General features: G+C 63.4%; 23 protein-coding genes. 6 read left to right on the top strand and 17 right to left on the bottom strand.

The features are described 5' to 3' along the window. Window positions 1-41 precede the first annotated feature (41 nt). The 5 genes from HT585_RS19040 to HT585_RS19020 all read right to left on the bottom strand — a co-directional run bounded on the left by HT585_RS19040 (window position 42) and on the right by HT585_RS19020 (window position 5,954). Window positions 42-791, bottom strand: coding sequence for a F0F1 ATP synthase subunit A (locus tag HT585_RS19040; RefSeq protein ID WP_176354449.1), 750 nt, complete (start codon window positions 789-791; stop codon window positions 42-44). Window positions 792-1,155: 364 nt separating this feature from the next. Beyond that, window positions 1,156-2,061 (bottom strand): aminoglycoside phosphotransferase family protein, encoded by a 906-nt coding sequence (locus tag HT585_RS19035; RefSeq protein ID WP_176354448.1) that lies wholly within the window; start codon window positions 2,059-2,061, stop codon window positions 1,156-1,158. Window positions 2,062-2,151: 90 nt separating this feature from the next. After that, window positions 2,152-3,276 (bottom strand): mandelate racemase/muconate lactonizing enzyme family protein, encoded by a 1,125-nt coding sequence (locus HT585_RS19030; protein ID WP_176354447.1) that lies wholly within the window; start codon window positions 3,274-3,276, stop codon window positions 2,152-2,154. A gap of 18 nt (window positions 3,277-3,294) precedes the next feature. Then, on the bottom strand, window positions 3,295-4,794 hold the full coding sequence (locus HT585_RS19025) for an aldehyde dehydrogenase (RefSeq protein ID WP_176354446.1): 1,500 nt from the start codon (window positions 4,792-4,794) through the stop codon (window positions 3,295-3,297). A gap of 17 nt (window positions 4,795-4,811) precedes the next feature. Beyond that, window positions 4,812-5,954, bottom strand: coding sequence for an iron-containing alcohol dehydrogenase (locus HT585_RS19020; RefSeq protein ID WP_176354445.1), 1,143 nt, complete (start codon window positions 5,952-5,954; stop codon window positions 4,812-4,814). A 100-nt stretch (window positions 5,955-6,054) separates the two neighbouring features. Between HT585_RS19020 and HT585_RS19015 the strand changes: the two genes are divergently transcribed. Further along, window positions 6,055-6,966, top strand: a complete 912-nt coding sequence (locus HT585_RS19015) for a LysR substrate-binding domain-containing protein (RefSeq protein WP_246707801.1) — start codon at window positions 6,055-6,057, stop codon at window positions 6,964-6,966. Continuing rightward, the gene (locus HT585_RS19010; protein WP_176354444.1) at window positions 6,963-7,874 is read left to right on the top strand and encodes a DUF6030 family protein; all 912 of its coding nucleotides are present in this window, start codon (window positions 6,963-6,965) and stop codon (window positions 7,872-7,874) included. Before HT585_RS19015 ends, HT585_RS19010 begins: the two co-directional genes overlap by 4 nt. Before the next feature lie 7 nt (window positions 7,875-7,881). Here the strand turns inward: HT585_RS19010 and HT585_RS19005 are convergent, their stop codons facing one another. Next, window positions 7,882-8,313: an Lrp/AsnC family transcriptional regulator gene (locus HT585_RS19005; RefSeq protein WP_176354443.1), complete on the bottom strand. Its 432-nt coding sequence runs from the start codon at window positions 8,311-8,313 to the stop codon at window positions 7,882-7,884. Between the two features lie 125 nt (window positions 8,314-8,438). Between HT585_RS19005 and HT585_RS19000 the strand changes: the two genes are divergently transcribed. Beyond that, entirely contained in the window at window positions 8,439-9,542 is a 1,104-nt protein-coding gene (locus HT585_RS19000; protein WP_176354442.1) for a saccharopine dehydrogenase family protein, read from the top strand. 162 nt (window positions 9,543-9,704) lie between these two features. Here HT585_RS19000 and HT585_RS18995 read toward each other — a convergent pair whose 3' ends face one another. The 8 genes from HT585_RS18995 to HT585_RS18960 form a co-directional block, all read right to left on the bottom strand. Then, window positions 9,705-11,132 carry a mannose-1-phosphate guanylyltransferase/mannose-6-phosphate isomerase gene (locus HT585_RS18995; protein WP_176354441.1) on the bottom strand — a complete coding sequence of 476 codons (1,428 nt, stop codon included), beginning with the start codon at window positions 11,130-11,132 and terminating at the stop codon, window positions 9,705-9,707. A 269-nt stretch (window positions 11,133-11,401) separates the two neighbouring features. Beyond that, window positions 11,402-11,806 (bottom strand): F0F1 ATP synthase subunit epsilon, encoded by a 405-nt coding sequence (locus HT585_RS18990; RefSeq protein ID WP_176354440.1) that lies wholly within the window; start codon window positions 11,804-11,806, stop codon window positions 11,402-11,404. 126 nt (window positions 11,807-11,932) lie between these two features. After that, window positions 11,933-13,447 carry a F0F1 ATP synthase subunit beta gene (gene atpD / locus HT585_RS18985; RefSeq protein WP_173418247.1) on the bottom strand — a complete coding sequence of 505 codons (1,515 nt, stop codon included), beginning with the start codon at window positions 13,445-13,447 and terminating at the stop codon, window positions 11,933-11,935. Between the two features lie 24 nt (window positions 13,448-13,471). Beyond that, window positions 13,472-14,353: a F0F1 ATP synthase subunit gamma gene (locus HT585_RS18980; RefSeq protein WP_176354439.1), complete on the bottom strand. Its 882-nt coding sequence runs from the start codon at window positions 14,351-14,353 to the stop codon at window positions 13,472-13,474. A gap of 27 nt (window positions 14,354-14,380) precedes the next feature. Further along, complete coding sequence (gene atpA / locus HT585_RS18975) at window positions 14,381-15,910, bottom strand: F0F1 ATP synthase subunit alpha (protein ID WP_057255020.1); 1,530 nt, start codon at window positions 15,908-15,910, stop codon at window positions 14,381-14,383. Further along, a complete protein-coding gene (locus HT585_RS18970) occupies window positions 15,910-16,476 on the bottom strand; it encodes a F0F1 ATP synthase subunit delta (protein WP_176354438.1) in 567 nt (188 codons plus the stop codon). The genes atpA and HT585_RS18970 overlap by 1 nt, the downstream gene beginning before the upstream one ends. Before the next feature lie 257 nt (window positions 16,477-16,733). Continuing rightward, window positions 16,734-17,120 (bottom strand): AGROH133_08824 family phage infection protein, encoded by a 387-nt coding sequence (locus HT585_RS18965; protein WP_176354437.1) that lies wholly within the window; start codon window positions 17,118-17,120, stop codon window positions 16,734-16,736. A gap of 165 nt (window positions 17,121-17,285) precedes the next feature. Beyond that, on the bottom strand, window positions 17,286-19,490 hold the full coding sequence (locus tag HT585_RS18960) for a primosomal protein N' (protein WP_176354436.1): 2,205 nt from the start codon (window positions 19,488-19,490) through the stop codon (window positions 17,286-17,288). Between the two features lie 178 nt (window positions 19,491-19,668). Between HT585_RS18960 and fsa the strand changes: the two genes are divergently transcribed. Then, window positions 19,669-20,322: a fructose-6-phosphate aldolase gene (gene fsa / locus HT585_RS18955; protein WP_025425070.1), complete on the top strand. Its 654-nt coding sequence runs from the start codon at window positions 19,669-19,671 to the stop codon at window positions 20,320-20,322. A gap of 49 nt (window positions 20,323-20,371) precedes the next feature. On the opposite strand, the gene HT585_RS18950 is transcribed toward fsa, so the two are convergent. Together HT585_RS18950 and HT585_RS18945 are read right to left on the bottom strand one after the other, a co-directional pair. Continuing rightward, window positions 20,372-21,508, bottom strand: coding sequence for an AAA family ATPase (locus HT585_RS18950; protein ID WP_176354435.1), 1,137 nt, complete (start codon window positions 21,506-21,508; stop codon window positions 20,372-20,374). A 39-nt stretch (window positions 21,509-21,547) separates the two neighbouring features. Then, the gene (locus HT585_RS18945) at window positions 21,548-22,471 is read right to left on the bottom strand and encodes a GNAT family N-acetyltransferase (RefSeq protein ID WP_176354434.1); all 924 of its coding nucleotides are present in this window, start codon (window positions 22,469-22,471) and stop codon (window positions 21,548-21,550) included. A gap of 134 nt (window positions 22,472-22,605) precedes the next feature. Between HT585_RS18945 and HT585_RS18940 the strand changes: the two genes are divergently transcribed. Further along, window positions 22,606-23,541, top strand: a complete 936-nt coding sequence (locus tag HT585_RS18940; protein WP_176354433.1) for a tyrosine recombinase XerC — start codon at window positions 22,606-22,608, stop codon at window positions 23,539-23,541. Window positions 23,542-23,672: 131 nt separating this feature from the next. After that, entirely contained in the window at window positions 23,673-24,752 is a 1,080-nt protein-coding gene (locus tag HT585_RS18935; RefSeq protein ID WP_176354432.1) for a TraB/GumN family protein, read from the top strand. 36 nt (window positions 24,753-24,788) lie between these two features. Here the strand turns inward: HT585_RS18935 and HT585_RS18930 are convergent, their stop codons facing one another. Further along, entirely contained in the window at window positions 24,789-26,027 is a 1,239-nt protein-coding gene (locus HT585_RS18930) for an MFS transporter (protein WP_176354431.1), read from the bottom strand. Window positions 26,028-26,104 lie beyond the last annotated feature (77 nt).

Here is a 26,104-nt window from a genome sequence, read left to right as displayed (position 1 = left end):
GTGGCTCCCTTCCGCGGGAAGGGAGCCACTACACTGTCACCTCAATGGCTCGGATGCAGCGCGTCGTTGAGATACATGCAGGTCAGCATGGTGAAGATGTAGGCCTGGATGACCGACATCAGCAGTTCCAGACCCGTCAGCGCCACGGTCATCATCAGCGGCATGACCGCGCCGAGCATGCCGAGCGCGCCGAAGCCGCTGAGGCTGACGACGAAGCCGGCGAAAACCTTCAAGGTGATATGGCCGGCAAGCATGACGGCGAAAAGACGAACGGAGTGGCTGACCGGGCGCGAGATGTAGGACACGACCTCGATCGGGATGATGATCGGCGCCAACACCAGCGGCACGCCCGAGGGCATGAACAGCCGAAGGAAGCCGAAGCCGTGCTTGACCAGGCCGTAGATCGTCACGGTCAGGAACACCAGAGCCGCCAGCGCGAAGGTGACCGAGATGTGGCTCGTCACCGTGAAGGCATAGGGGAACATGCCGATCAGGTTTGCGACCAGGATGAACATGAACAGCGAGAACACCAGCGGGAAGAAACGCATGCCGTGCTCGCCGGCATTCTCCCGCAAGGTCTTCGACACGAACTCGTAGATGATTTCGGCCGCCGACTGCGCCCGGTTCGGCACCAGGCCGCGCCGGCGCGTTGACAGGATCAGGAAAAGGCTGGCGATCGCCACCGTCACGATCATGAAGACGGACGAATTGGTGAAGCTGATGTCGTGTCCGCCGACCTCGGCGATGTGGAAGAGCGACTTGATCTCGAATTGTTCGATGGGTCCGGCCATCATGAACCTCGTGCGTTGGCAAGGAAGCAACCACGGCGCGCCGGCGGCGGCCGCGGGCGCATCAATTTGTGGAGAAAACGGGCGTAAGCCGATCTCGCGACGGCGCGCGTTGGCGCCCGAAGCAAACGGTCGGCTCTGTCAGAAAGGAAAAGCTCACGCGGGCGTGCCGCAGGCCAGAATGCTGCATGATGCGATCGACTCCATTATCTCGAGTATCGAGATAGTGGGGCCGTCCCCAGGCGAAGCATCGACGCAGGTCGTCCCGCGTGCGCCTGACCTAGAGACAAATGTCGGCGAGGTCAAGCCGATGCGCACCCTGAGATAGGTCGGTGGCATCGGCATTGGATGGCCAGCGGGCCGAGCCTCAGCCGAAATCCCGGTGGTCGGCCAGCACCGCTTCGATCACGAGCCGGCTTTTTTCAGCCTCGGCCGGGTTCGTGCCTGAAAAACCGGCATAGACGATCAGCGCCTTCCACAAGGTCCAGCCGCGGCCGCGCGCCCAGGTGCCGGGATCGAGCGCGACCGCGGCGCGAAATGCCTCCCGGCTTTCCCCACGAAACAGTGTCCAGGCGATGGCGAGATCGCAGGCGGGATCGCCGATGCCGGAGGTGCCGAAATCGATCACCGCGCTCAAGCGACCACCTTCGACCAGCAGATTGCCCCAGCTGATATCGCCGTGAAACCAGACCGGTTCGCCCTCCCAACGTGCCGAAAGAGCGGCCTCCCAGACGTCGTGCGCGGTGTCCGTGTCGATACGTCCCTCAAGCGCCGTGAGCGCATCACGGGTCTCCGCGTCATAGTAAGCGGGAGGCCCACCGCGAAAGAAATTATGCGCGCCCGGCAGCGGCCCGCCGCTCGCACCCACTTGCCTGAGGGCAACGAGAAAACGGGCAAGATCCCGTGCAAAGATCGTGAGGTCGCCGATGCGCTCATCTGTTGCCGCCTCGCCCGGCAGCCAGCGATAGACCGACCATGGCCATGGATAAGCCTCGCCGGGAACGCCCCTTGCGAGCGGCACCGGGATCGGCTGCGGCAGAAGCGGCGCTAGCTTCGGCAGCCAAGACTGCTCCTTCTCCACCTGCTGGGCGTAGGAGGCGGCGCTCGGCAGGCGCACGGTCATGTCCCGCCCGAGGTGAAAGGTCCGGTTGTCCCAGCCGCCCGGCAGCAACGGCCTGACGTCGAGCCCCGCCCATTGCGGGAACTGCGCCGCAATCAGGCGCCGGACCAATGCCGCATCAATGGTGGGGATGATCGTCGATGGATCGGACATGATGGAACAGGCGCCTCGCCAGAGTCGGGACGCCCGTTTTAGCCGATCGTCTCCTGCCGTCAACCTCTCTGGCCGCGGCGCGCCACCGGCCTAGCTGATGCGCGTCGCCTTCAGCCTGTCTTCGTCGAGCACGACGCCAAGCCCGGCTGCATCGCCAAGCTCCAGCCAGCCGCCCGCGTGCCGGAGTGGCGCCGCCATGGGAAAATCACGGCGCAACTCGCTCCATTCCGGATTGTCGTAGGGATATTCCAGCCAGGGCGCATCGCCGACGCCGGCCGTCAGGTGGGCGTTGGCAAGCACGCCGATGCCGTTGGTCCAGGAATGCGGCGTCATCATCACGCCCGCCTCGCGCGCCTGGAAGGCCAGACGCCGGCAACCGGTGATGCCGCCGACGAGCGCCACGTCGGGCTGGATCACGTCGAAGGCACGGTCCTCGATGATATCTCGAAACTCGTAGAGTTCGCGGGTCATCTCGCCGCCGGCAATGCGCAGCGACGTTGCATCCGAAAGCCGCCGCATGCCCTTGCGATCCGAGCGGTGCAATGGCTCTTCCATCCAGTAGATACCGAGCCTCTCCAACTCGCGCGCCACCATCAGCGCGTCCTTGAAGGTCCAGGAGAGCGTCGTATCCCAGGGCATGCGCCAACCCTGGTTGCAGTCGACCATCAGGTCGAGACGATCGCCGACACGGGCACGGATCGCTTCAAGCGCGCGCACGTCGTCGCGCCAGGTGCCGCGACCGCCGGACGATGACGAGAAGCGCACCTTCATTGCCGGAAAGCCTTCGTCGACATAGCTTTCCGCTTGCGCGGCCATGGCGCCGGGATCGCGCAGCACGCCCGAGGAGGCATAGAGGCGCACCCGATCCGACCGGCCACCGAGCAGTCGCCAAGCCGGCTCGCCGGTGATCTTGCCGGAGAGGTCCCACAACGCCAGATCCATCGGCCAGCAACGGCCATAGTGGAAATTGATGTGCGAGAGCACCTCGTAGTGGCGCTCAAGCTGACGGGGATCCTCGCCGATGAACAGGTCCTCATGGCCCTCGAACCCCTTCATCAGGTCGCCGGAGCCGATGCCCTCGCGGCCCTCGTCGTCCCGGACGCGCACGATGGTCGCGTCGAACTGTCGGCGCGGCCGCCCGTCCCAGCTCGCCTTGAACGGCGGATCGAGCGGCAGGCGATGTTGGCTGATCTCGATGGATGCGATCTTGCTCATGGTCCCTCCCCCGAGGTTTCAGCCGAACTGCTGCCAGATGGTCTTGTAGTCGCAATATTTGTCGATCGCATGCACGGAGCGGTCGCGGCCGAAGCCCGACTGCTTGAAGCCGCCGAAGGGGGTCGCGAAATTCGACATGTCGTAGGTGTTGATCCAGACCGTGCCGGCATGGATCGCCTCGGAAAACCGATGCGCCCGATCGATGTCTTTCGTGAAGACGGCACCCGCCAGCCCGTAGATCGTATCGTTGGCGATTCGCAGCGCCTCTTCCTCCGTCTCGAAGGCGATGGCGGCCAGCACCGGGCCAAAGATCTCCTGGCGCGCCAGGCTCATGTCGTTGGTCATGTCGACGAACAGACCGGGCGAAACGTAAAAGCCGCCGGTCTCGGTCATCACCCGCTCGGCCCCGAAGGCGCGGCGTGCGCCCTCCTTCTCGCCGACTGCTACCAGCGACAGCACCTTTTCCAGATGCGCCTCTTCGATCAGCGCACCGATCTGGGCTGTCGGGTCGAGCGGATGCCTAAGCGCAATGTCGCTCTTCGTCACCGCCTCGATCTTTGCGATCAGCGCGTCCTGAACCGAGCGATGCACGATCAGCCGGGTCGAGGCATGGCATGTCTCGCCGGAGTTGTAGAAGCAGCCCCAGGCAACAGCCGAAGCCGCTGCATCGAGATCGGCATCTTCGAAGACCACCAGCGGCGACTTGCCGCCGAGTTCGAGGGCCACCCGCTTGACATTCGACTGCGCCGCATAGCCCATGATCAGCTTGCCGACCTCAGTCGAGCCGGTAAAGGCGATCATGTCGACGTCCATATGCAAAGCCAGCGGCTTGCCGGTCTCTTCGCCATAGCCGGTAACGACGTTGAACACGCCGGCTGGTAGCCCGGCTTCTACGGCGAGGCTCGCAAGGCGAATGGCGGTGAGCGACGACTGCTCGGCCGGTTTAAGCACGACGGAATTGCCGGCCGCGATCGCCGGCCCTAGCTTCCAGGCGTCGATGATCATCGGGTAGTTCCAGGGCGTGATCACACCGATGACGCCGAGCGGCACCTTGCGCACCAAGGCGCGGGCATAAGGTCCGGTCGGGGCGATCTCGTCGTAGAGCTTGTCGATCATCTCGCCATAGAACTGGATACCGTCGGCACAGAGCCGCACGTCGACATTGAGCGACGCCATGATCGGCTTGCCAACATCGAGCGTTTCGAGCATGGCGAGTTCCTCGCCATGGGCACGGATGAGATCAGCCCAATTGAGCATGATCTTCTTTTTCTCGAGCGGCTCCTTTCTCCGCCAGACGCCGCTTTCGAATGCGGTCCGTGCGCTCTTGACCGCTGCATCGATATCGACCGCACCACCCCGCGCGACTGTAGCGCCCGGCTTACCGTCCATCGGCCGGGCGCGGGTGAACGTTTCGCCAGTGACGGCGGCGCGAAGCTTGCCGTTGATGAAATGCCGTCCTTCCGGCGTCAGCGCGGACAAAACGGTTTCCCAATAGTCGCGTGTATAGACCTTGCTCATCCCGTCTTGTCCTTCGCTCATTTCGTCTTCGGCAGAGCCATGATCCTGGCCGCAAACGCGTTGATATCGGCATCATCGACCGGGCGGATCGTCGAGCGCCGCATCGGCTGGTTTTCCGGCGCCTTCATTTCCGCCGCCAGATCCGCAGCGCCGAACGCCCCGAACGCCGTTGGAAGTTCCCTGACAAGGCCACAACGATCCATGAGGCGCGAAACGAAGGCAGGCAGGTCGCTGGCACCTGGCAAGCCACAAGCTCTCGCAGCGGCGTTGAGGTCCGCTGTATCGGCATCGACGAGCCATCCGAGTGTCGCCTCGAAACCGAGTGCTGTCGCAAGACCGTGATGGACGGGAGCCAATCCCGCGAGCGCGTGGCTGATATTGTGGGCGACGGCAGTGCCGCAATTGTCGATGGCAATGCCGGCATAGCAGGAGGCGAGCAAAACGTCGGCACGGGCCTGAAGGTTGGCGGGCTCGCGAACCGCGGTCTCCAGCGACGCCGTCAGCAGGCGCAGGGCCTCGTGCGCATAAAATTGCGCGCCGCGGTGCGTGTTGCGGTTCGTCGCCGCCTCGAACGCATGAATGAACGCATCGAGACCGCACCAGGCGGTCAGATGTGCCGGCAGCGTCGTCGTCAGCACCGGATCGAGCAGCACCAGATCGGCCTTGGTTTCCGCGCCCCAGATCCAGAGCTTCTTGCCTTCGGGCCCGGCAAAGATGTTGGTCGCCGACGTCTCGGAACCGGTCCCTGCCGTCGTCGGAACCATGATCTTCTTCAACGGCGCCTTCGGCAGCGGATTTGCGGCAAGCGCATAGTGCATCGGGTCTTCGCCGGAGGCGGCGCAGCAGGCGGCGATCTTGGCGATATCCAGCGCCGAGCCGCCGCCGATGCCGATCACCAGCCCGGAGCCTGCGGCAGCTTGCGTGGCGGCGCGAACATGCGCCAGCTTCGGTTCGCCGGCAAACTCGGAAAACACGCGTCCGGCGATACCTTCCTGCTCGAGACTCTCGACGATGCGGCTGGCAAGCCCGGACTGGGCGAGAAAACCGTCGATGACCAGCGTTGCCGTCGTCGCACCCTGCGCTTTCGCAGCCGTGCCGATCATCGTATGGATATTGTCTGCCAGGCGGATTTCGGGAATGAAGGAAGTGGAAAAGGACAAGGTCGTCTTCCTGTCGCCGTGGGATGATCGCTTTACCCTGCATCACAATCTGATATTTTCAAATCCATGCAATTTTCGGCCTTTTTGATAACCTGAGATCATGGAAAACCGGCTGCTCGACCGCATACCGCTGGAGGCCTTTCGCGTTTTCGACGCCGCCAGCCGGCACATGAATTTTTCCCGTGCCGGTCGCGAGCTCAACATCACCCAGGCCGCCGTCAGCCGGCGCATCAAGACGCTCGAGGATCATCTCGGCAGCCCGCTTTTCAGCCGTCGCGGCAAGAACCTGGAACTGACGCCGCAGGGCGAACGGCTGTCCCAGCGCGTGCGGGCCTCGCTCGACTATCTCGAGGAAAGCCTGGAACCCTTCCGTGGCGCGACCGGCCAGGCCATCTCGATTGCGGCCAGCGGCTCGGTCTCTCATCTCTGGCTCGGCACGAGGCTGCGCGAGTTCGGCAAGGAGAACCCGGGGATTTCCATCCGGCTGCTGACATCAGACAGTCCCTCGGAGCTGGCCTCCGAGAACAACGACCTCGTCATCCTCTATTCGACCGGCGATCATCCCCGCTGGCACCTGATACCGCTGATGGCGGAGGAACTGGCCCCGGTCGCTTCCCCGGACTACCTCGCTTCGCGCGGGCTCGATGCGGCAACGCTGACGCCGCAGGCACTCGCAGCGCTGGACCTCATCGACTACGACCGCTTCAACGCCAACTGGGTCTCGTTCCAGCAATGGTTCGAGCGCACCGGTGCGGCCACGCGTGGCACCAGGTTGCGGCCGCGATACACGTTTTCGACCTATGTGATGGCCATCGATGCCGCCCTTCGCGGCGACGGCGTCGCACTCGGCAGCATCGGGCTGATCAGCGAGCATATCGACGACGGCAGGCTGCTCGTTCTCGGCGGCAAGACGCTCGCCACCGGCTATGGTTATTATCTCGGCCTGCCCCGCAATCGGCCATCGAGGGACGAGGTGCTGCGCCTGCACGCCGCACTCGGAAAATCGACATGAGCGGCGGACGCGGCAAGACGCCGACGCCGCCGAGACAGCCTGGTCGCACGGGCCTCACCTTCTTTCTCGTTGCTTTTGCCGTGATCGTGACGGCGATCGTTGCGACCGTCCTGCTGGCCAACGAACAGCGAAACCTGAAACAGCTGCTCAGGGCGCTTGACCTTCCAACCGCGTTTCTCGAGAAGGAAAAGCCACCGGAACCACCCGCGCAGGTGAAACGAAAGCCGCCGCGCATCGCCCTGCCGGTCTGGACCTTCCAGGATCTTGAGACGCCGGAGCAGCAGTTCCTGCGGGTGCTGCGCAGCGATCCGCGCGCACTTTGCGACGAACTGCGCGAGGCAGGGTTCCGCGAACTGGAATGGAAGTCGAGCGCCGGCGAGCGGGGCCAATGGGAATGCTCGTCGCTGGTGTCCTTCCCGCGCCCCGGCGTCGACAAGACCTCGTCGATCTTCATTTTCATCAAGGGCAGCGGCGAGGAGGAGATCACATCGTTCCGCGTCAAGCTCAACATCGAGCGTCCGGAGGATGCGCAGGTGGTGACGACCAGTGCCGCACGCGCCGCCTCGGTCTTCCTCGATCACGTCCGCTGGGCCGATGGCGGCAGCATCGCGCTGCAGATTCAGGCGCTGAAGGAATTCGACCTCAAGCGCTTCGGCAGCCGCGTGCAATTCAAGCGCGAAACAGACGAGGCCACGGCACGCTACAATTTCCTCGCCAACCAGCCAGCGCGCGCCCGCCCGAAGACGATCGCCGAGCTTTATTTCGATCGGGAAAAATGGCTCGCCTATGGCAACGCCGATACGCGCAGTTTCGTTCTAGGCCCGACGGCGTGGAACGGGCCGGCAAAAATACCCGAAGCCGAGGCAAACTCGGCATCGACGAAGGCAGACACCGAGCCTACACCCTGACCTGGGTTCAGCGATCGATCCGCGTCGAGAGAATGATCGACGACAGCGTGCGGTCGACGCCGTCGATTTCGCCGATGCGATCGATCAGCAGGTCGAGTTCGTTGATCGAGGTCGCCGCGACGACCGCGATCAGGTCGAAGCTGCCGCTGACGGAGTGGAGCATGCGGATCTCGCGGATGGCGGCAAGCTCCGGCGTCACGCGGCTCAGCGCCCTGGGCGCGATGGTGATCAGCACATGCGCCTTGACCAGACCCTTTTCATAGCTCTCTGACAGACGGACACCGTAGCCGGCGATCACGCCTTCCCGCTCCAGCCGCTCGATCCGCGCCTGCACCGTCGTTCGCGACAGGCCGAGCCTGCGGGCAATCGTGGCCGTCGGCATGCGGGCGTTTTCGCTAAGCACGGCGAGAAGCTCGCGATCCTTGTCAGTGATCTGCATTTCGTTGGTCCATCTGGGCAATCTGCCGAATATCTATCGGCGATTTAGTCATATCAGAGCTTCAAATCAACAGCTCTCCGCCAGACAATGGGGGCAGAAACGCATTTCATACCCTGGGGGAACTCATGAAAAACATCGTCGTCATCGGAGCAGGCAAGATCGGCTCCACCATTGCGCGCATGCTCGCGCACACCGGGGACTACAGCGTCTGCGTTGCCGATCGCAGCGCCGAGCAGCTGAGCCAGATCGAGAAGCATGACGCCATCACCACGGCTGCCGTCGACATCGGCGACAAGAAGGCGCTCGTTTCGCTTCTCTCCGGCAAGTTCGCCGTTCTCAGCGCCGCTCCGTTCCACCTGACGGTTGCCATCGCGGAAGCCGCCGCCGAAGCCGGCATTCATTACCTCGACCTGACCGAAGACGTTGAATCCACCCGCCAGGTCAAGGCGATCGCTGCCAAGGCCAACACCGCCTTCATTCCGCAGTGCGGCCTCGCACCCGGCTTCATCTCGATCGTCGCCAATGATCTCGCCAGCCGCTTCGAGACGCTCGAAAGCGTCCGTATGCGCGTCGGCGCGCTGCCGCAGTATCCGTCGAACGCTCTCAACTACAACCTGACCTGGAGCACCGACGGCGTCATCAACGAATACATCGAGCCCTGCGAAGCGATCGTTGAACACAGCCTGATCGAAGTTCCCGCGATGGAAGAGCGCGAAGAATTCTCGCTCGACGGCGTCACCTACGAAGCCTTCAACACCTCGGGCGGCCTCGGCACGCTTTGCGAAACGCTGAAGGGCAAGGTCCGCACTCTGAACTACAAGACGATCCGCTACCCGGGCCACGCCGCGATCATGAAGGCGCTCCTGAACGACCTCGGCCTGCGTCACCGCCGCGAAGTCCTCAAGGACATCTTCGAAAATGCGCTGCCGACCACCACCCAGGACGTCGTCGTGATCTTCGTGACGGTTTCGGGCTTCCGCGAAGGTCGCCTGATCCAGGAAACCTACGCCAATAAGGTCTATAGCGGCGTCGTCGCCGGTCGCATGCAGAGCGGCATCCAGATCACGACCGCCGGCAGCATCTGCGCCGTGCTCGATCTGCTGGCCAGCGGCAAGATCGCATCGAAGGGCTTCGTTCGCCAGGAAGACATCTCGCTCGATACGTTCCTCGCAAACCGCTTCGGCCACTACTACGCCCAGAAGGGCGAGGCAGAGCGCGTCGCCGGCTGAGACCGTTCAGCTCGACTGCGCTGACTTTGATGCCCGGGTTATGCCCGGGCATTTTTCTGCTGGCCGCAAGATATTCAGAATCGGCCGCGGCGCACGTCGCACCCCGCCAAAAAGGGTACGCTACCTTGGGCGCTCAGCCTCACGGAGATCGGTTATGGGGAGCTATGTCCGGCCGAACTCATCCTCGATGCGGATGATATCGTCTTCGCCGAGATAGGATCCCGTCTGCACCTCGATCAGTTCCAGCGGGATCTTCCCGGGATTGTGCAGCCGGTGGACGGTTCCTTGCGGGATATAGACGGACTCGTTTTCATGCAGCAGGCGCGTTTCGCCCGCCATGGTGATCTCGGCCGTGCCCCGCACCACGATCCAGTGCTCGGCGCGATGATGATGCTTCTGCAACGAGATCTTCTGGCCGGGGCTGACCTTCAGCCGTTTGACCTCGTAGCGCTCACCGCTGGAGACCGAGGAGACGGCGCCCCAGGGCCTGTAGGACGTCGGGTGTTCCTTCGTCAGCTCTGCCGTTGCCTGCGAGCGGGCGAGCACCTTGACGATGTTGCCGACGCTCTGGCTGTCCTCCAGCCGCCCGACATAGACGGCATCTTCGCTGGCAATCACCGCGATATCGTCCAGTCCCTGCACCGCGAGATGAATGTCGCGCGAAAGCACCAGCGAGTTGCGGGTGTTCGATACCGTCGCCCTGTCGGTGACGACATTGCCGTCGGCATCCTTGCGCCCGGTCTTCCACACGGCATCCCAGCTGCCAAGATCCGACCAGGCAAAGGAGGAGGGAACGACGGCGGCCCGCGCCGTCTTTTCGAAAACGGCGTAGTCGACGGAAATGTCAGGCGCTGCGGCAAAGGCCTTCGCCTCCAGCCGGCTGAAATCGAGATCGTTGCTGGCACCTTCGACGGCCGCCTTCGCCTGGGCATGAACCTCGGGCGCATAAAGCTGCATTTCATCGAGGAACGCCTTGACCGGCAACATGAACATGCCGGAGTTCCAGAGATAACGCTCGGTCGCCAGCATAGCCTCCGCCTTGGCGCGATCCGGCTTTTCGACGAAACGAGCGACCCTGTTTGCCCCTGCCGCAAGCGCCTCGCCGAGCTCGATATAGCCGTAACCCGTTGCCGGCTCCGTCGGCGTGATGCCGAAGGTGACCAGTTCACCGGCCTCGGCGGCTTGCTGCGCGCGTAGCATGCAATCGATGTAGACTGCCCCGGCATCGATCTCGTGATCGGAGGCGAGCACCTGCATGATCGCCGTCTCACCAAACCTGGCCAGTACAACGAAGGCCGCGGCCGCCAATGCGGGCGCCGTATTGCGGGCGACGGGCTCCAGCAGGATCTCGCTGAGCGGGGCATGGACGGCGCGCGCCTGCTCGGCGACGATGAAGCGGAAATCGCTGTTGGTGACGATGATCGCTGGCTCGTAGAGCCTGTTGTCGCTGACGCGCTCCAGCGTCTGCTGGAACAGTGACCGGTCGGAGAGGATTTGCAGGAATTGCTTGGGCGCGCCAGAGCGCGACAGCGGCCATAGCCGCGTACCCTTTCCACCCGCCATGATTACGGGGACGATTCTAGACGTCATGCCAAGCCTCTGCGCACATCGAACGATAGCCCCACGATACAGGGTCGATGCTAAAGAATGCCTGAAACCACGCGAGTGAACAAACCGCACCAAAGGCGAGGGGGTGCCCCGCATTTAGGATAGGACGCGGGCTTGCACACCGTTGTTGCGCCATACCGGTTCGCATCGACCAAACGAAGAGGCAGCCTCTTGCGACCACCACTGGGCAACAAAAAACCCCGCTCGAAGGCGGGGCTTTTTCATTGGTTTATCCCGTCGGGATGTCCCTTTCAGGCCGGGATCACGACTTCCCCGAGCTTCGTCAGTTCTGCGATGAACTGTTCGGCGCGCGTCTTCTTCTCGTCGCCGGCGCCATCCAGCTCGGCACGAACCGCCTCGATGCGCTTGTCAAGCGCGGTGCGGTCGAGCTCGTCGACATGCACGGCGGATTCGGCAAGCAAGGTGCAGCCGGTCGGCAGGATATCGGCGAAGCCGCCGAAGACGGCGAAACGCTCGGTCTTGCCGTCAGCGGTCTTCACCGTGACGACGCCGGGCTTCACCGTCGTCATTGTCGGGGCATGATTGGCCATCACGGTCATCTCGCCCTCGGTCGCCGGGATGACGACTTCCGTCACCTGCTCGGAGAGGAGCAGGCGCTCGGGGGAAACAAGCTCAAAACTGAAACTGTTGGCCATGACCATTCACTTCTCGTGGGCGCGCCACCTGAGGTGGCAGGCTGTGCATGTCTTCCCTGCTCCGCCACGCGCGGAACGCAGGATGAAAGCCTCGGCGCATCGCTGCGCCGAGGCTTAACAGTGCTATCAAGCGGCTTCGGCAGCCAGCTTCTTGGCCTTTTCGACCGCTTCTTCGATCGAGCCGACCATGTAGAAGGCGGCTTCCGGAAGGTGGTCGTAGTCGCCGTTGACCAGGCCCTTGAAGCCCTTGATCGTGTCTTCGAGAGCAACCAGCTTGCCCGGCGAACCGGTGAAGACTTCGGCCACGAAGAACGGCTGCGACAGGAAGCGTTCGATCTTACGAGCGCGGGCAACGGCCAGCTTGTCCTCTTCCGACAGTTCGTCCATGCCGAGGATGGCGATGATGTCCTGGAGAGCCTTGTAACGCTGCAGGGTCGTCTGAACCTTACGCGAAATCTCGTAGTGCTCTTCGCCGACGATCATCGGGTCCAGCATGCGCGACGTGGAGTCGAGCGGGTCAACGGCCGGATAGATGCCCTTTTCGGCGATCGAGCGCGACAGAACCGTCGTTGCGTCCAGGTGGGCGAACGAGGTAGCCGGCGCCGGGTCGGTCAAGTCGTCGGCCGGAACGTAGATGGCCTGAACCGAGGTGATCGAACCCTTGGTCGTCGTGGTGATGCGCTCCTGCATCTGACCCATGTCGGTCGCCAGCGTCGGCTGGTAACCCACGGCCGAAGGAATACGGCCGAGAAGAGCCGACACTTCGGAGCCTGCCTGGGTGAAGCGGAAGATGTTGTCGACGAAGAACAGAACGTCCTGGCCCTTGTCGCGGAAGTCTTCAGCGATCGTCAGACCGGTCAGAGCGACGCGAGCGCGGGCGCCCGGCGGTTCGTTCATCTGGCCGTAAACGAGCGCAGCCTTGGAGCCTTCGCCGCCGCCATGCTTGTTAACGCCGGACTCGATCATTTCGTGGTAAAGGTCGTTGCCTTCGCGGGTACGTTCGCCCACGCCTGCGAACACCGAGTAACCACCGTGCGCCTTGGCGACGTTGTTAATCAGTTCCATGATGAGAACGGTCTTGCCGACGCCTGCACCGCCGAAGAGGCCGATCTTGCCGCCCTTTGCGTAAGGCGCGAGAAGGTCGACGACCTTGATGCCGGTGACGAGGATCTGCGCTTCCGTCGACTGCTCGACGTAGGACGGCGCGTCCTGGTGGATGGCGCGCTTGCCCGACGTGACGAGCGGGCCGGCTTCGTCAACCGGCTCGCCGATGACGTTCATGATGCGGCCGAGCGTTTCGTCGCCGACCGGAACCGTGATCGGTGCACCGGTGTCGGTGACCGGCTGGCCGCGGACGAGACCTTCGGTCGAGTCCATGGCGATCGTGCGGACGGAGTTTTCGCCGAGATGCTGCGCGACTTCGAGAACGAGGCGGTTACCGTTGTTATCGGTTTCCAGTGCGTTCAGGATCAGCGGAAGCTGGCCTTCTTCGAACGCAACGTCGACGACGGCGCCGATGACCTGCGTTACGCGACCGACAGCGCCAGCTGCCGCAACTGCGGTCTTGGCGGAAGCTGCCTTCCTCGGTGCAGCCGGCTTCTTCGCCGCTGCGGTTTCTTTCGGGGTAGCTGCCTTAGCCATAATCCTTACCCTCTTCTCGTAACCTTAGAGCGCTTCCGCGCCCGAGATGATTTCAATGAGTTCCTTGGTGATCTGAGCCTGGCGCTGACGGTTGTAGTTCAGCGTCAGCTTGTTGATCATGTCACCAGCATTGCGCGTCGCATTGTCCATCGCGCTCATCTTTGCGCCCATTTCGCCGGCGACGTTCTCGAGCAGCGCCCGGAAGATCTGCACGGAAATGTTGCGCGGAATGAGATCGCTCAGGATCGCGCCCGCGTCCGGCTCATATTCGTAGACGGCTGAAGCATCCGATGCTTCCACTGCGACCGGGCCGGCCGAAGCGGGGATCAGCTGCTGTGCCGTCGGAATCTGGGCGATAACGGACTTGAACTCAGAATAGAACAGCGTGCAGACATCGAACTCGCCCTTTTCAAAGAGCGCGATGACCTTGTGGCCAATCTGATCGGCGTTCTGGAAGCCGATCTTCTTGACCTCACGCAGGTCGACACGGTCGATAATCAGCGACGCGTATTCGCGACGCAGAATATCGAAGCCCTTCTTGCCGACGCAGATGATCTTCACCGTCTTGCCAGCGGCAATCAGCTTGCGAACGTGGTCGCGAGCGTGGCGGGCGATCTGCGAGTTGAAGCCGCCGCAAAGGCCGCGTTCAGCCGTGCAGACGACCAGAAGATGCGTGTCGTCCTTGCCGGTGCCCGTCATCAGAGCAGGTGCACCATCGTCCGCGCCAACCGCCTGGGCGATGTTGGCGAGAACGGCAGCCATGCGCTGCGAGTAAGGCCGGGCGGCCTCGGCCGCCTCCTGCGCACGCCGAAGCTTCGCCGCGGCGACCATTTTCATCGCCTTGGTGATCTTCTGCGTCGCCTTGACGGAGGCGATCCGGTTCTTCAGATCCTTAAGTGAAGGCATCCGTTATCCGTCCTAAATGAAATCCGCTCAGGCGAAAGACTTGGCGAAGCTGTCGATTGCAGCCTTCAGCTTGCCCTTGACGTCGTCGGAGATCGCCTTGTCCTTGCGGATGGTTTCCAGGATGTCCTTGCCTTCCGAACGCATGTACGAAAGCAGGCCCTGCTCGAACTTGCCAACCTGGTTGACCGGCAGCTTGTCGAGGTAACCGTTGACGCCAGCGAAGATCACAGCGACCTGCTCTTCCGTCTTCAGCGGCGAGAACTGCGGCTGCTTCAGGAGTTCGGTCAGGCGTGCACCGCGGTTCAACAGACGCTGGGTAGCGGCATCGAGGTCCGAGCCGAACTGCGCAAAGGCCGCCATTTCGCGGTACTGAGCGAGTTCACCCTTGATCGAGCCGGCAACCTGCTTCATCGCCTTGATCTGCGCGGCGGAACCGACGCGCGAAACCGACAGACCGACGTTAACGGCCGGACGGATGCCCTGGTAGAACAGGTCGGTTTCAAGGAAGATCTGGCCGTCGGTGATCGAGATCACGTTGGTCGGAATGAACGCGGAAACGTCGTTGCCCTGCGTTTCGATAACAGGCAGAGCCGTCAGCGAACCGGCGCCATTGTCGTCCGAGAGCTTTGCAGCGCGCTCGAGCAGGCGGGAGTGCAGGTAGAAAACGTCGCCCGGGTAAGCTTCGCGGCCCGGCGGGCGGCGCAGCAGGAGCGACATCTGACGGTAGGAAACAGCCTGCTTCGACAGGTCGTCGTAGCCGATGAGGGCGTGCTTGCCGTTGTCACGGAAGTATTCGCCCATCGCGCAACCGGCGAACGGTGCGAGGTACTGCATCGGAGCCGGGTCGGATGCGGTCGCAGCAACGATGATCGAGTACTGCAGAGCGCCACGCTCTTCCAGAACCTTCACGAACTGGGCAACCGTCGAACGCTTCTGGCCGATTGCGACGTAGACGCAATACAGCTTGTCACCTTCCGGACCATTGTCGTGAATGGCCTTCTGGTTGAGGATCGTGTCGAGGATGATCGCGGTCTTGCCGGTCTGGCGGTCGCCGATGACGAGCTCGCGCTGGCCACGGCCAACCGGGATGAGGGCGTCGATGGCCTTGAGGCCGGTCGACATCGGCTCATGCACCGACTTGCGCGGGATGATGCCAGGAGCCTTGACGTCAACGCGCGAGCGCTGCTTGGCGTTGATCGGGCCCTTGCCGTCGATCGGGTTGCCGAGCGCGTCGACGACGCGGCCGAGCAGTTCCGGACCAACCGGAACGTCCACGATGGCGCCGGTCCGCTTAACGGTGTCGCCTTCCTTGATGTCACGGTCCGAACCGAAAATAACGACGCCGACGTTGTCGGCTTCGAGGTTCAGCGCCATGCCGCGAATTCCACCCGGGAATTCGACCATCTCGCCTGCCTGAACATTGTCGAGGCCGTAGACGCGGGCGATACCGTCACCGACGGAAAGCACCTGGCCGACTTCGGAGACTTCTGCTTCCTGGCCGAAATTTTTGATCTGATCTTTAAGAATTGCGGAAATTTCCGCGGCGCGGATATCCATCAGCCGACCTCTTTCAGTGCAAGCTTAAGGGTAGAGAGTTTGGTGCGAAGGGAAGTGTCAATCTGGCGGGACCCGACCTTGACGATCAGACCTCCAAGAATAGACGGGTCGACGGTGACGTTGACCGTCACGTCTTTGCCGGTGACGCTCTTGAGCGCCGCCTTCAATTCAGTTTCCTGCGCTGCGGTGAGCGCATGGGCCGACGTTACGTCGGCAGAAATTTCACCCCGGTGACGCGCGGCGATCAGGCGGAACGCCTTGATCATGCCTGGCAGCGTAAACAGGCGGCGATTGCGCGCAACGACCTTGAGGAAGTTACCGACGAGACCAGAAATGCCGGCCTTGGCGGCGATCGCCGAAATGGCCTTGAACTGGTCGTCGGCAGAAAAGACAGGGCTTACGATCAGCCGCTTCAGGTCGTCGCTACCGTCGATCAGGGCCTGGACGCGGGTCAGATCCGCACCGACCGCCTCGACGGAACCCGCTTCGAGAGCGAGGTCAAAAAGCGAGGACGCATACCTTTCTGCAACACCGGAAATAAGCTGGGATGTGTCTGCCACGGGCACAAGCTTCTCTCAATTTCATCCAAGAACGGTGGTGGCGGCGAGCCGTCAACTTAACGTCCTGAATTTGCTGCAATAATTTGCGGGCTATCGAGGCCTGGCGACCCACTTCCCCCGCAATTCGCGGTTCGTCTAGCATAGGAAGTTTGGACTCGCAACACGCGAACGGCAGGAATGCGGCATAAGTCGACCCGGTTTGGCCGAATTTTGCCGTAAATTGGTTTCTGAGGGTGTGAATCGCGAAAACGCGCGAGCGACGATCAGATCATTCCGAAGACATAGGCAAGCGGAAGAATGGCAAGTGCGGCCTGCACCAGAAGCGCCACCCAGTTGTAGAGCGTGGCGCCATTGTCGCTCATGATCGAGAGGATGCGGCCGAAAGCGGCGAGCGCAAAAGCGGCGCCGACAGCGAGGTAAACCATCGGCTGCGCCAGGAGAATGGCGGCAAGACCAAGGCCGGCATGCATGCCGCCCATGGTCGAGCGCGCCTCGGCCAGCCCCCCGCGGCGACCTTCGGCAATGCCGATGCCGGCGGCACGAAAGGTAAGCCGCGGCGCAAACAGCATGACGACGCCGATCAGCGCCGCTGCGGCTGCCGCACAGAAGGCGAGGAACTCGCCGGTTTCCGTCGGAATATAGAACTCCATGCCCGTTCCTGCAGATGAGCGCCGATCTCGATCGCATCGCCAAGAGGGCCATTGCCCGTCGCGATGCATCCCAGACCTCTAGCGCAACTCGCAGCCGTTGTGAATCGTCCACGAGCCGATCGCGGCGGCGATCCCGGAAAACTTCTGATCAAATCAGACTTGATATCAAAGGAAGCTCTGGGGATCGATATCGAGCTGGACGCTGATCGAGCCGCGCTCCTTCGGCCCGGCGGCAATCATCGCCTTGACGAAAGCCTGCATGTCGCTGTTGCGCCGCCCGTGCACGAGGAGCCGGAAGCGGTGACGGCCGCGGATCAAAGCCAGTGGCGCCTCGGCCGGGCCGAGGATCGAAATGCCGTCCGTGCGCGGGGCGGCGCTTCGAAGCCCGCGGGCATGAGTCTCGGCATCCTGGCGGGTATCGGCCGAGACGATCAGCGACGCCAGCCGGCCGAACGGCGGCAGCAGCGCCTTCTCCCGCTCGGCGATCTCCCGGTCATAGAACGCATCGGCGTCGCCGGAGACGATCGCCTGCATCACCGGGTGCTGCGGCTGGTAGGTCTGCAACAGGCCGAGGCTCTTCAGGCCGGTTCGGCCGGCGCGCCCGGTCACCTGCGACAACAGCTGGAACGTTCGCTCGGCTGCACGCGGATCGCCATTGGCCAGCCCGAGATCGGCATCGATGATGCCGACCAGCGTCATCAGCGGAAAATTGTGGCCCTTGGCGACGAGCTGCGTGCCGATGACGATGTCCGCTTCGCCGTGGGCAATCGCTTCCAGCTCCAGCCGCAGCCGCTTGACGCCCATCAGGTCGGAGGAAAGTACGATCGTGCGCGCGTCCGGAAAATGGCGCTCGACCTCCTCGGCGATGCGCTCGACCCCCGGACCGCAGGCAACGAGGTGATCGAAGGTACCGCATTCCGGGCAGGCCTCGGGCGTCTTTTCCGCATAGCCGCAATGGTGGCACTGGATCTGGCCGCGGAAGCGGTGCTCGACTAACCAGCTTGAGCAATCCGGGCACTGGAAGCGATGACCGCAGACGCGGCAGAGCGTCAGCGGCGCATAACCGCGCCGGTTGAGGAACAACAGCGCCTGCTCGCCGCGCTCGACCGTCTTGCCGATCTGGTTGATGAGCACAGGCGAAAGGAAGCCGCCGCGCGCGGGCGGATGCTGGCGCATGTCGATGACGCCGAGCCGCGGCAGCGCCGCATCGCCAAAACGTGTGGGCAGATGGATCGGCTTGTAGCGGCCGACCTCGCCATTGACCCGGCTTTCGACCGACGGCGTCGCCGAAACCAGAACGACCGGAAAGCCGGTGATGCGGCCGCGCACGACGGCCATGTCCCGGGCATTGTAGAACACCCGGTCCTCCTGCTTGTAGGCCGGGTCATGCTCCTCATCGACGATGATCAGGCCCAGTTCCTCGAAGGGCAGAAACAGCGCCGAGCGGGCGCCGGCAACGACGCGCACCGTGCCCGTCGTCACCTGCCGCCAGACTTTTTCGCGCGTTCTCGGGGCGAGATCGGAATGCCATTCGGCCGGCTTGGAGCCGAAGCGGTCCTGGAAGCGTTCGAGGAAGCTCGCCGTCAGCGCAATTTCCGGCAGCAGGATCAGCACCTGCTTGCCGGCCCGAAGTGTGGCGGCGATCGCCTCGAAATAGACCTCGGTCTTGCCCGAGCCGGTGATCCCGTCGATCAGCGACACAGAAAACCCGCCCTGTTCGACGGCGGCAAGCAGATCGGCGGCGGCCTCTTTCTGCGGGCCTTCGAGCCGAGGGGCCGTGAATTCGGGATCCGGCGCGGCGACAACGGGCGGCGGCGCCATGAACACGGTTTCGAACACGCCCTGCTGGGCGAGACCGTCGATGACGCTCGACGAAGCGCCGGCTGCGTGCGCCAGGCCCGAGCGCGTCCAGGCAAATCCGTCGCCGGCCGCCGCAATGACGCGCTCGCGCGCCGTCGTCATGCGCTCCGGGCGCATGTCGGTCAGCCGTAGAGCCTCCACCATCGGCTCGGGATCGAAGGCGGCGGGTGCGCGCAGTGCCATGCGCGCCACCAGCCCCGGCGGCGTCACCGTATAGGTCGCGACCCAATCGAGAAATGTGCGCATGTCGGGCGTCAGCGGCGGGCAATCGAAGACCTTCTCGATCGCCTTCAGCTTCTTCGGATCGACGCTGCCGTCGTCGTCGCCATCCCAGACGACGCCCACGACCAGACGGGGCCCGAGCGGCACCTGGACGATCGAGCCGGGCTCGACCGCCATGCCCTCCGGCACCGCGTAGGAATAGGCCTTGGATGCCGGCATCGGTACCAGAACAGGCACGACGCAACGGCTGGAAACAGGCCCGAATAAATCGGTTGAATCGCGAGTCATTTTGCCGTGACCTTGCCACGTGTTTCGGTTAAAGAAAACTGCGCTGCGAACCGCAGCCTTGCCGGCGCAGGGTTTCTCACGGTTCCACCAGAGTTTCAACGCGCGCGATCTCTGCCAAAGGAATTCCTCCCGGTAGATATGCGCCCGAACGGCAATCGTGCCCCAAGGGAGTGACCCCATGAAATTTTTCGTTGATACCGCCGACGTCAAGGAAATCCGCGAGCTGAACGATCTCGGCCTCCTCGACGGCGTCACCACCAACCCTTCGCTGATCCTCAAGTCGGGCCGTGACATCACCGAAGTCACCAAGGAAATCTGCGGCATCGTCGAAGGCCCGGTTTCGGCCGAAGTGACCGCCACCGAATACGCCGAGATGATGAAGGAAGCGGCCGTTCTGTCGAAGATCGCCGACAACATCTGCATCAAGCTGCCGCTGACGCTCGACGGCCTCAAGGCCTGCAAGGCGCTGACCTCGGACGGTCACCAGACCAACGTGACGCTGTGCTTCTCCGCCAACCAGGCGCTGCTCGCCGCCAAGGCCGGCGCGACCTTCGTTTCGCCCTTCGTCGGCCGCCTGGACGACATCGCCTTCGACGGCATGGACCTGATCCGCGAAATCCGCCACATCTTCGACAACTACGGCTATGAGACGGAAATCCTCGCCGCCTCCATCCGCACGGTCAACCATGTCAAGGAAGCCGCCCTCATTGGCGCCGACGTGGTCACCGCACCGCCGGCGACGCTGAAGGCTCTGGTCAAGCACCCGCTGACCGACAAGGGCCTCGAAACCTTCCTCGCCGACTGGGCGAAGACCGGCCAGAAGATCGCCTGATCTTTTCGGACAAGTGATTGCAGGGCTCCGCAGCGATGCGGGGCCTTTTTTACGCGTCATCGTCGTCGATCAGGCCGGTGAGCCGCATGCCGTCGATCCAGGTGGCGCTGTCCTTGCGGATCACCCGACGCGCGCGAACGCCGCAGCGCTCGCGGATGGCTTCGGCCAGCCGCTCTGAATGGGTGACGATCCAGACCTGGCTGTCGCGCGCGGCACTGGCGATCATGTCGGCAAGTGCCGGCAACATGTCCGGATGCAGGCTGGTTTCCGGCTCGTTGAGCGCGATGAAGGGCGGGCGACGATAGGATAGCAGCGCGGCCGCAAGCGCCAGGAACCGCATCTGCCCGTCAGACAGCTCGCGCGTCGAAAACGGCCGCTGCGGAAAATCGGGAAAGACCAGCGAGAATTCGGCGAACTGGCCGGGATCGGGAACGTCGAGATAGGCGCCGCCGAAGGCGTCGGCGATGGCGCGGTCGAGATCGACGGTGTCTTGCCGCGTGTGCCGCAGCGTCGCAAACACCGCCGCCATGTTGGTGCCGTCCTCGTCGAGCATCGGCGCCGTCACCGCAAGGCACGGCAGGCGCAGCGGGGAATCGCGATCGGTGCGGAAGCCGTGAAAGAACCGCCACTGATCGACGGCCCGGCGGAAGGTGCCGATTTCGGGATAATGCCCGGCATCGCCCAAGAGCGCGATTGCCGTCTCCGACTGCAGCGCCTGCTCGGGATAATCTTCCATGCGTCCGCGCTCGCCGCGCACGAAGATGCCGGGACCGGAACGCTTCATCATCGTTACCGGCCGGCGCCCGGTTTCGACGCTCAGCTCCTCCTCCTTGACCTGCGGCTCGAAGGCAAAGCCGGCCGCCGCGCACGGCGGACGCAACCCCGCCTCGATCCGGTAGCGGAAGGTGATCGCCCGCTCCTCGTCCATCAGTTCCGTCTCGAGCCGGATACGCGCGGGCTTGTCGGCACGTCGCCGACCGCTCCAAAGTGCGGAGGACATGCCGCCTTCCTTGGCGATCTCATGAGCAAGGCTGCCGCGCACGGCGGCCTGCACCAGCTGCAGCGCCCGGTAGAGGTTGGATTTGCCCACCCCATTCTCGCCGATGAACAGATTGACGCCGGTCAGATCCATGCGGATCGACCTCAGCGAGCGGTAATTTTCGGCGAACATGGAACGAAGCAGCATGGCTCATGCTTAGCCCATTCCCGCCATCACATGAAGAGATCAGGAGGCCAGGGAAACGCGCGCCATTGGGCGAAACGCCGCATCGGCGTCGCGCGCGAGGTCCAACGCCGTGTGTCGTTCCAGGGCCTTCGTCACCTCGACTGCGTCACCGTCCAGAGCCTCCGGCGCAATGAGATTGCCGATGCGGATATCGAAGAGATCGCCCTTCTTGTTGAGCAGCTCGTGGAACACAGTCATGTCGCGCAGCTCGGTGGACCACTTTGCAAACCAGTAGAACAGTCCGGAATTGCGGGCGCTCATGTGCACCGGCAGGATCGGCAGGCCGTATTTGCGCGCAAACCCCACCGCCGACGTCTTCCAGGGGCGCTCGTTGAGCCGGCCATCGGCCCAGTAGGCGATGCGGCCGGAGGGAAACAGCACCGTCGCCTTGCCGTCGCTGATCGCCCGATTGGTGACCTGCAGCGTTTCGCGGGCTTTCAGCTTGCTCTTGTGTTCCTCACGCCATTCGACCGGAATGACCATCTCGACAAAGCGCGGATTGACGCGGATCGCGTCGCGGTTCGCAAAGAACATCATGTCCGGCCGCCGGTTTTTGAGCAGATCGAAAACGGCGATGCCGTCGGCAATTCCGGTCGGGTGATTGCTGACCAGCAGGAACCCACCTTCAGTGGGAATGCGCTCCGGCCGGTCGACGCGCACGTCGAGCGATAGCAGCGAACTGAGATGTTCGAACGCCTGAAAGCCCGGCACATTGGCGACGGCATCGGCGAATTCCAGCGCTTTTCGATAGTTGAGAAGCGTGTAGAGAAAGGGGCGGACAAGGGGCCACATCGGGCTCCTGACGATCCGCTGGCCGCGCTCGGCAATGAGGGTATCGACGATGTGGCCGGGCTGCCCTTGGGAAACCAGGGCGATCACTTCAGCATAATGCGCGAATCCGTTCACCGAATCCCGTCCCGCCATGGCCTCACCCGTTTCCTTGTGGCTGAACATCGCAATTCAATATGATCTAGGGATGACAAAATCCAAGGTTACGTTAGCAAAAACATAAGAGGCGTCAGGGCATTGTCGATGACCGACCATCTTGGAAAGCGACCATGAACGAGCTCATCGTCATCGGCCATCCGGACCTGCTTGCAGAGCGCCAGCGATGGCTGCAGGGGCTCCTGCAGGAGCGCCGCCTGTCCGATAACACCGTCGAGGCCTATGAGCGCGACACGCGGCAATTCCTGACATTTCTCACCGGCCATCTCGCCGGCCCGCCGCGCCTTTCAGACATCAGCACATTGCGGCCCGCCGACCTTCGCGGCTTCCTCGCCCAGCGCCGCAAGGGTGGTGCGGGTGCCCGCACGCTTGGCCGCGGCCTTGCCGGCCTGCGCTCGTTCCTGCGCTATCTGGAACGCAGCGGTCTTGCCAATGCCGCAGGCGCCGCCGCCGTCCGTTCGCCGAAGCAACCGAAATCCCTGCCGAAGCCGTTGACGGACCGCGAGGCACTCAATGTCGTCACCACGGAAGCGCAGCTTGCCGAGGAGCCGTGGGTGGCGGCGCGCAACGCCGCCGTGCTGACGCTGCTCTACGGCTGCGGACTGCGCATCTCCGAAGCGCTGGATCTGACGCCTGGCGATTTCGCGGGTACGCCAACGTCGCTGCGCATCACCGGCAAGGGCGGTAAGACCCGCATCGTGCCGCTGATGGCTGTCGCGCGCGACGCGGTCGCCACCTATCTCAAGCTCTGCCCCTATCACGCCGGCGCCGACGAGCCGGTGTTCCGCGGAACTCGCGGGGCAAAGCTTCAACCGGCCATCATCCAGCGCGAGATGCAGAAGCTGCGCGGCGCGCTCGGTCTGCCCGACACAGCCACGCCGCACGCGCTGCGCCACTCCTTCGCCACGCATCTGCTTGCCGGCGGCGGCGATCTCAGGACCATCCAGGAGCTGCTCGGCCACGCCAGCCTGTCGACGACCCAGGTCTATACCGGCGTCGACTCGACGCGACTTCTGGAGATCTACGACCGGGCGCACCCCCGGGCCTGATTTTGGCCCGAGCCTGAATTCAGCCCCTGCCTGAATTTGGACGGACGAACGAATTAACCATGCCCGTTAAGAAAGCCGTGACCGACGAAGCGTAGGGTCCGCAGAACTCGGCAGAACATTAGGAAGTGATCATGTATTCGATCGCCAAGCCCGTCCGTCACCTTGCGGCCAGGGCCGCCGATATGGCCCTCTGGCTGATCGCGCTCATCCATCTGCTGCTCGCGGCAAGCCTCATAGCGGCGATCGTTTCGGTCTCGGATGCTGCGGCGGCAACGGACACCGTCTGTGGCGGCACCAACCTCATTGCCGGCTTCGAGAAAACCGATCCCGCGAAACTCGCCCGGTTGAAAGCGGAAGCGGACGCCATCCCCAACGGCAAGGGTATATTCTGGAAGATAGAGAAGGACGGCGTCGCCCCTTCGTGGCTGCTCGGCACCATGCATGTGACGGATCCGCGCGTGCTCGCCATGCCTGAGGGTGCTGCCGATGCCTTCGCCACGGCATCGACTGTCATCGTCGAATCGGACGAGATCATCGACGACAAAAAATCGGCCGCCGCCATCCTGATGCGGCCCGACCTGACGATGTTTGCCGGCAACAAGACAATCAATGATTTCCTGGATGCCGACGACCGTGCACGGCTTGAACAGGGCCTCAAGGCACGGGGCATCCCGCTGACTCTGGTGGCGAAAATGAAGCCGTGGATGATTGCGAGCTTCGTGGCGCTGCCGGCCTGCGAGATGACGCGCAAGGCCGCCGGCGCCTCGTTCCTCGACAAGAAGCTCGCCGAGGACGCCGTCAGCCTGGGCAAGACGCTGAAAGGGCTCGAGACCCTCGTCGAGCAGCTGGCCGCGATGGATTCGCTGCCGACCGAACTGCACCTGCGCGCGCTCATTGAAACATTGGCTCTCGGCAAGACCATCGACGACGTGCTTGCCACCACCACCGATCTCTACCTTTCCGGCGACACCGGCATGATCATGCCGATGATGAAGGCCGTGTCCGAAGACGTGGCCAGCGAGGACGCCAGCTACGCCGACTTCGAACAGCGCATCATCATTGACCGCAACAAGACGATGGCGACCCGCGCCGAGCCAATCCTCGGCGCCGGCAACGCCTTCATGGCAGTCGGCGCCCTGCATCTTGCCGGCGACGAAGGCCTGGTCGAGTTGCTGAAGCGTCAGGGCTTCTCCGTCACCCGCGCCAACTGACGCACCCCGGCCGGCAGAGTGTGCCGGCCACCAATCTCAGGCGCCGACGCCAGCGCGAGAATCCGTCGCTACGTCTGCCTTGACGGCATGAGCGGCGTCTATCCTCGACAGGCGGCGATAGCCGGCTAGGGCCGCGACAAGGATCAGGACGCCCGCTGCAACCGCGATGGCAAAGCCGGTCTGCACGCCGAAACGAGCGACCACGGCGCCTGCCGATGCCGCGCCTGCGGCAACCCCGATGCCGAGGCCTGTCGTCAACCAGGTCAGCCCCTCGGTGAGTTTGGCCGGCGGCACGACGATCTCCCCCATGCTCAGAGCGACGATCATCGTCGGCGCGAAGAACACGCCGGATAGGAACATCATCGCGGCAAGGCTGGTGACGCCGTCGACCAGCAACAGCGGCAAGGTGCTGGCGGCCGTCATCCCCGCGCCGATCAGAAAGAGCTTCGGCAGCGACAAGCCGATCCGGACGGCACCAAAGGTCAGGCCGGCGATGCAGGAGCCGAGCGCATAGAGGGAAAGAACGACGCTTGCGGCAGCGGGCTGGCCTTCCGCTTCGGCAAAGGCGACGCTGACGACGTCGATCGTGCCGACGATCACGCCCATGCCGGCGAGCGCCAGGATCAATACATGCGGGGCGGGATAACGAAGCGCCGAACCCGTGGCGATGGTTTCGGGCGGTCGCACTGACGGCTCCGTGCCCTTCTGCAACACGAATGCGGTAACCCCGATCGCCAGAAAGATGGCCGCGGCCAAGGGGCCTGCCTCGGGAAACAGCCCGACACTCAGCCCCACGGCAATGGGCGGGCCGACGATGAAGCAGACTTCGTCGAACACCGATTCCAGCGAGAAGGCCGTCTTCAGTTCGGGACGGCCGCGATAGATCTCGCTCCACCGCGCCCTGGTCATGGCCGACATGCTGGGCGCAGAACCGGCGATGAGAGCAAACACGAAAAGCGTCCAGTCCGGTGCCCGCCAGTGGGTCGCGATCAAGAGGCCTGCGGTGCCGGCGATGCTGAGCGCGGCGGCGACGGGCAAGACACGGCCCTGGCCAAAACGATCCACGAGCCGCGAAACCTGCGGTGCCACCAGTGCCAGGGCCAGCGTGAAGGCCGCGGCAACCCCACCTGCAAGGCCGTAGGAGCCGCGCGCCTGGGCCAGCATGGTGATGATGCCGATGGCCATCATCGACAGCGGCAGGCGCGAAACCAGACCCGCCAGCGTGAATGCTGTCGTGCCGGGAACGGCGAAAATCTGTCCGTAAGGGTTTGCCATGGAAACTCCAGCGACGCACCGTGACAGGCGCCTGTATTGACATACGCGATGTATGCGAGAGATATTGACATACGTCT

The sequence above is a fragment of the Ensifer oleiphilus genome, from assembly GCF_013371465.1.
GTDB lineage: Bacteria > Pseudomonadota > Alphaproteobacteria > Rhizobiales > Rhizobiaceae > Ensifer > Ensifer oleiphilus.
Note: the sequence above shows the minus strand (reverse complement) of the source record. Positions and strands in the feature narration are given on the sequence as shown.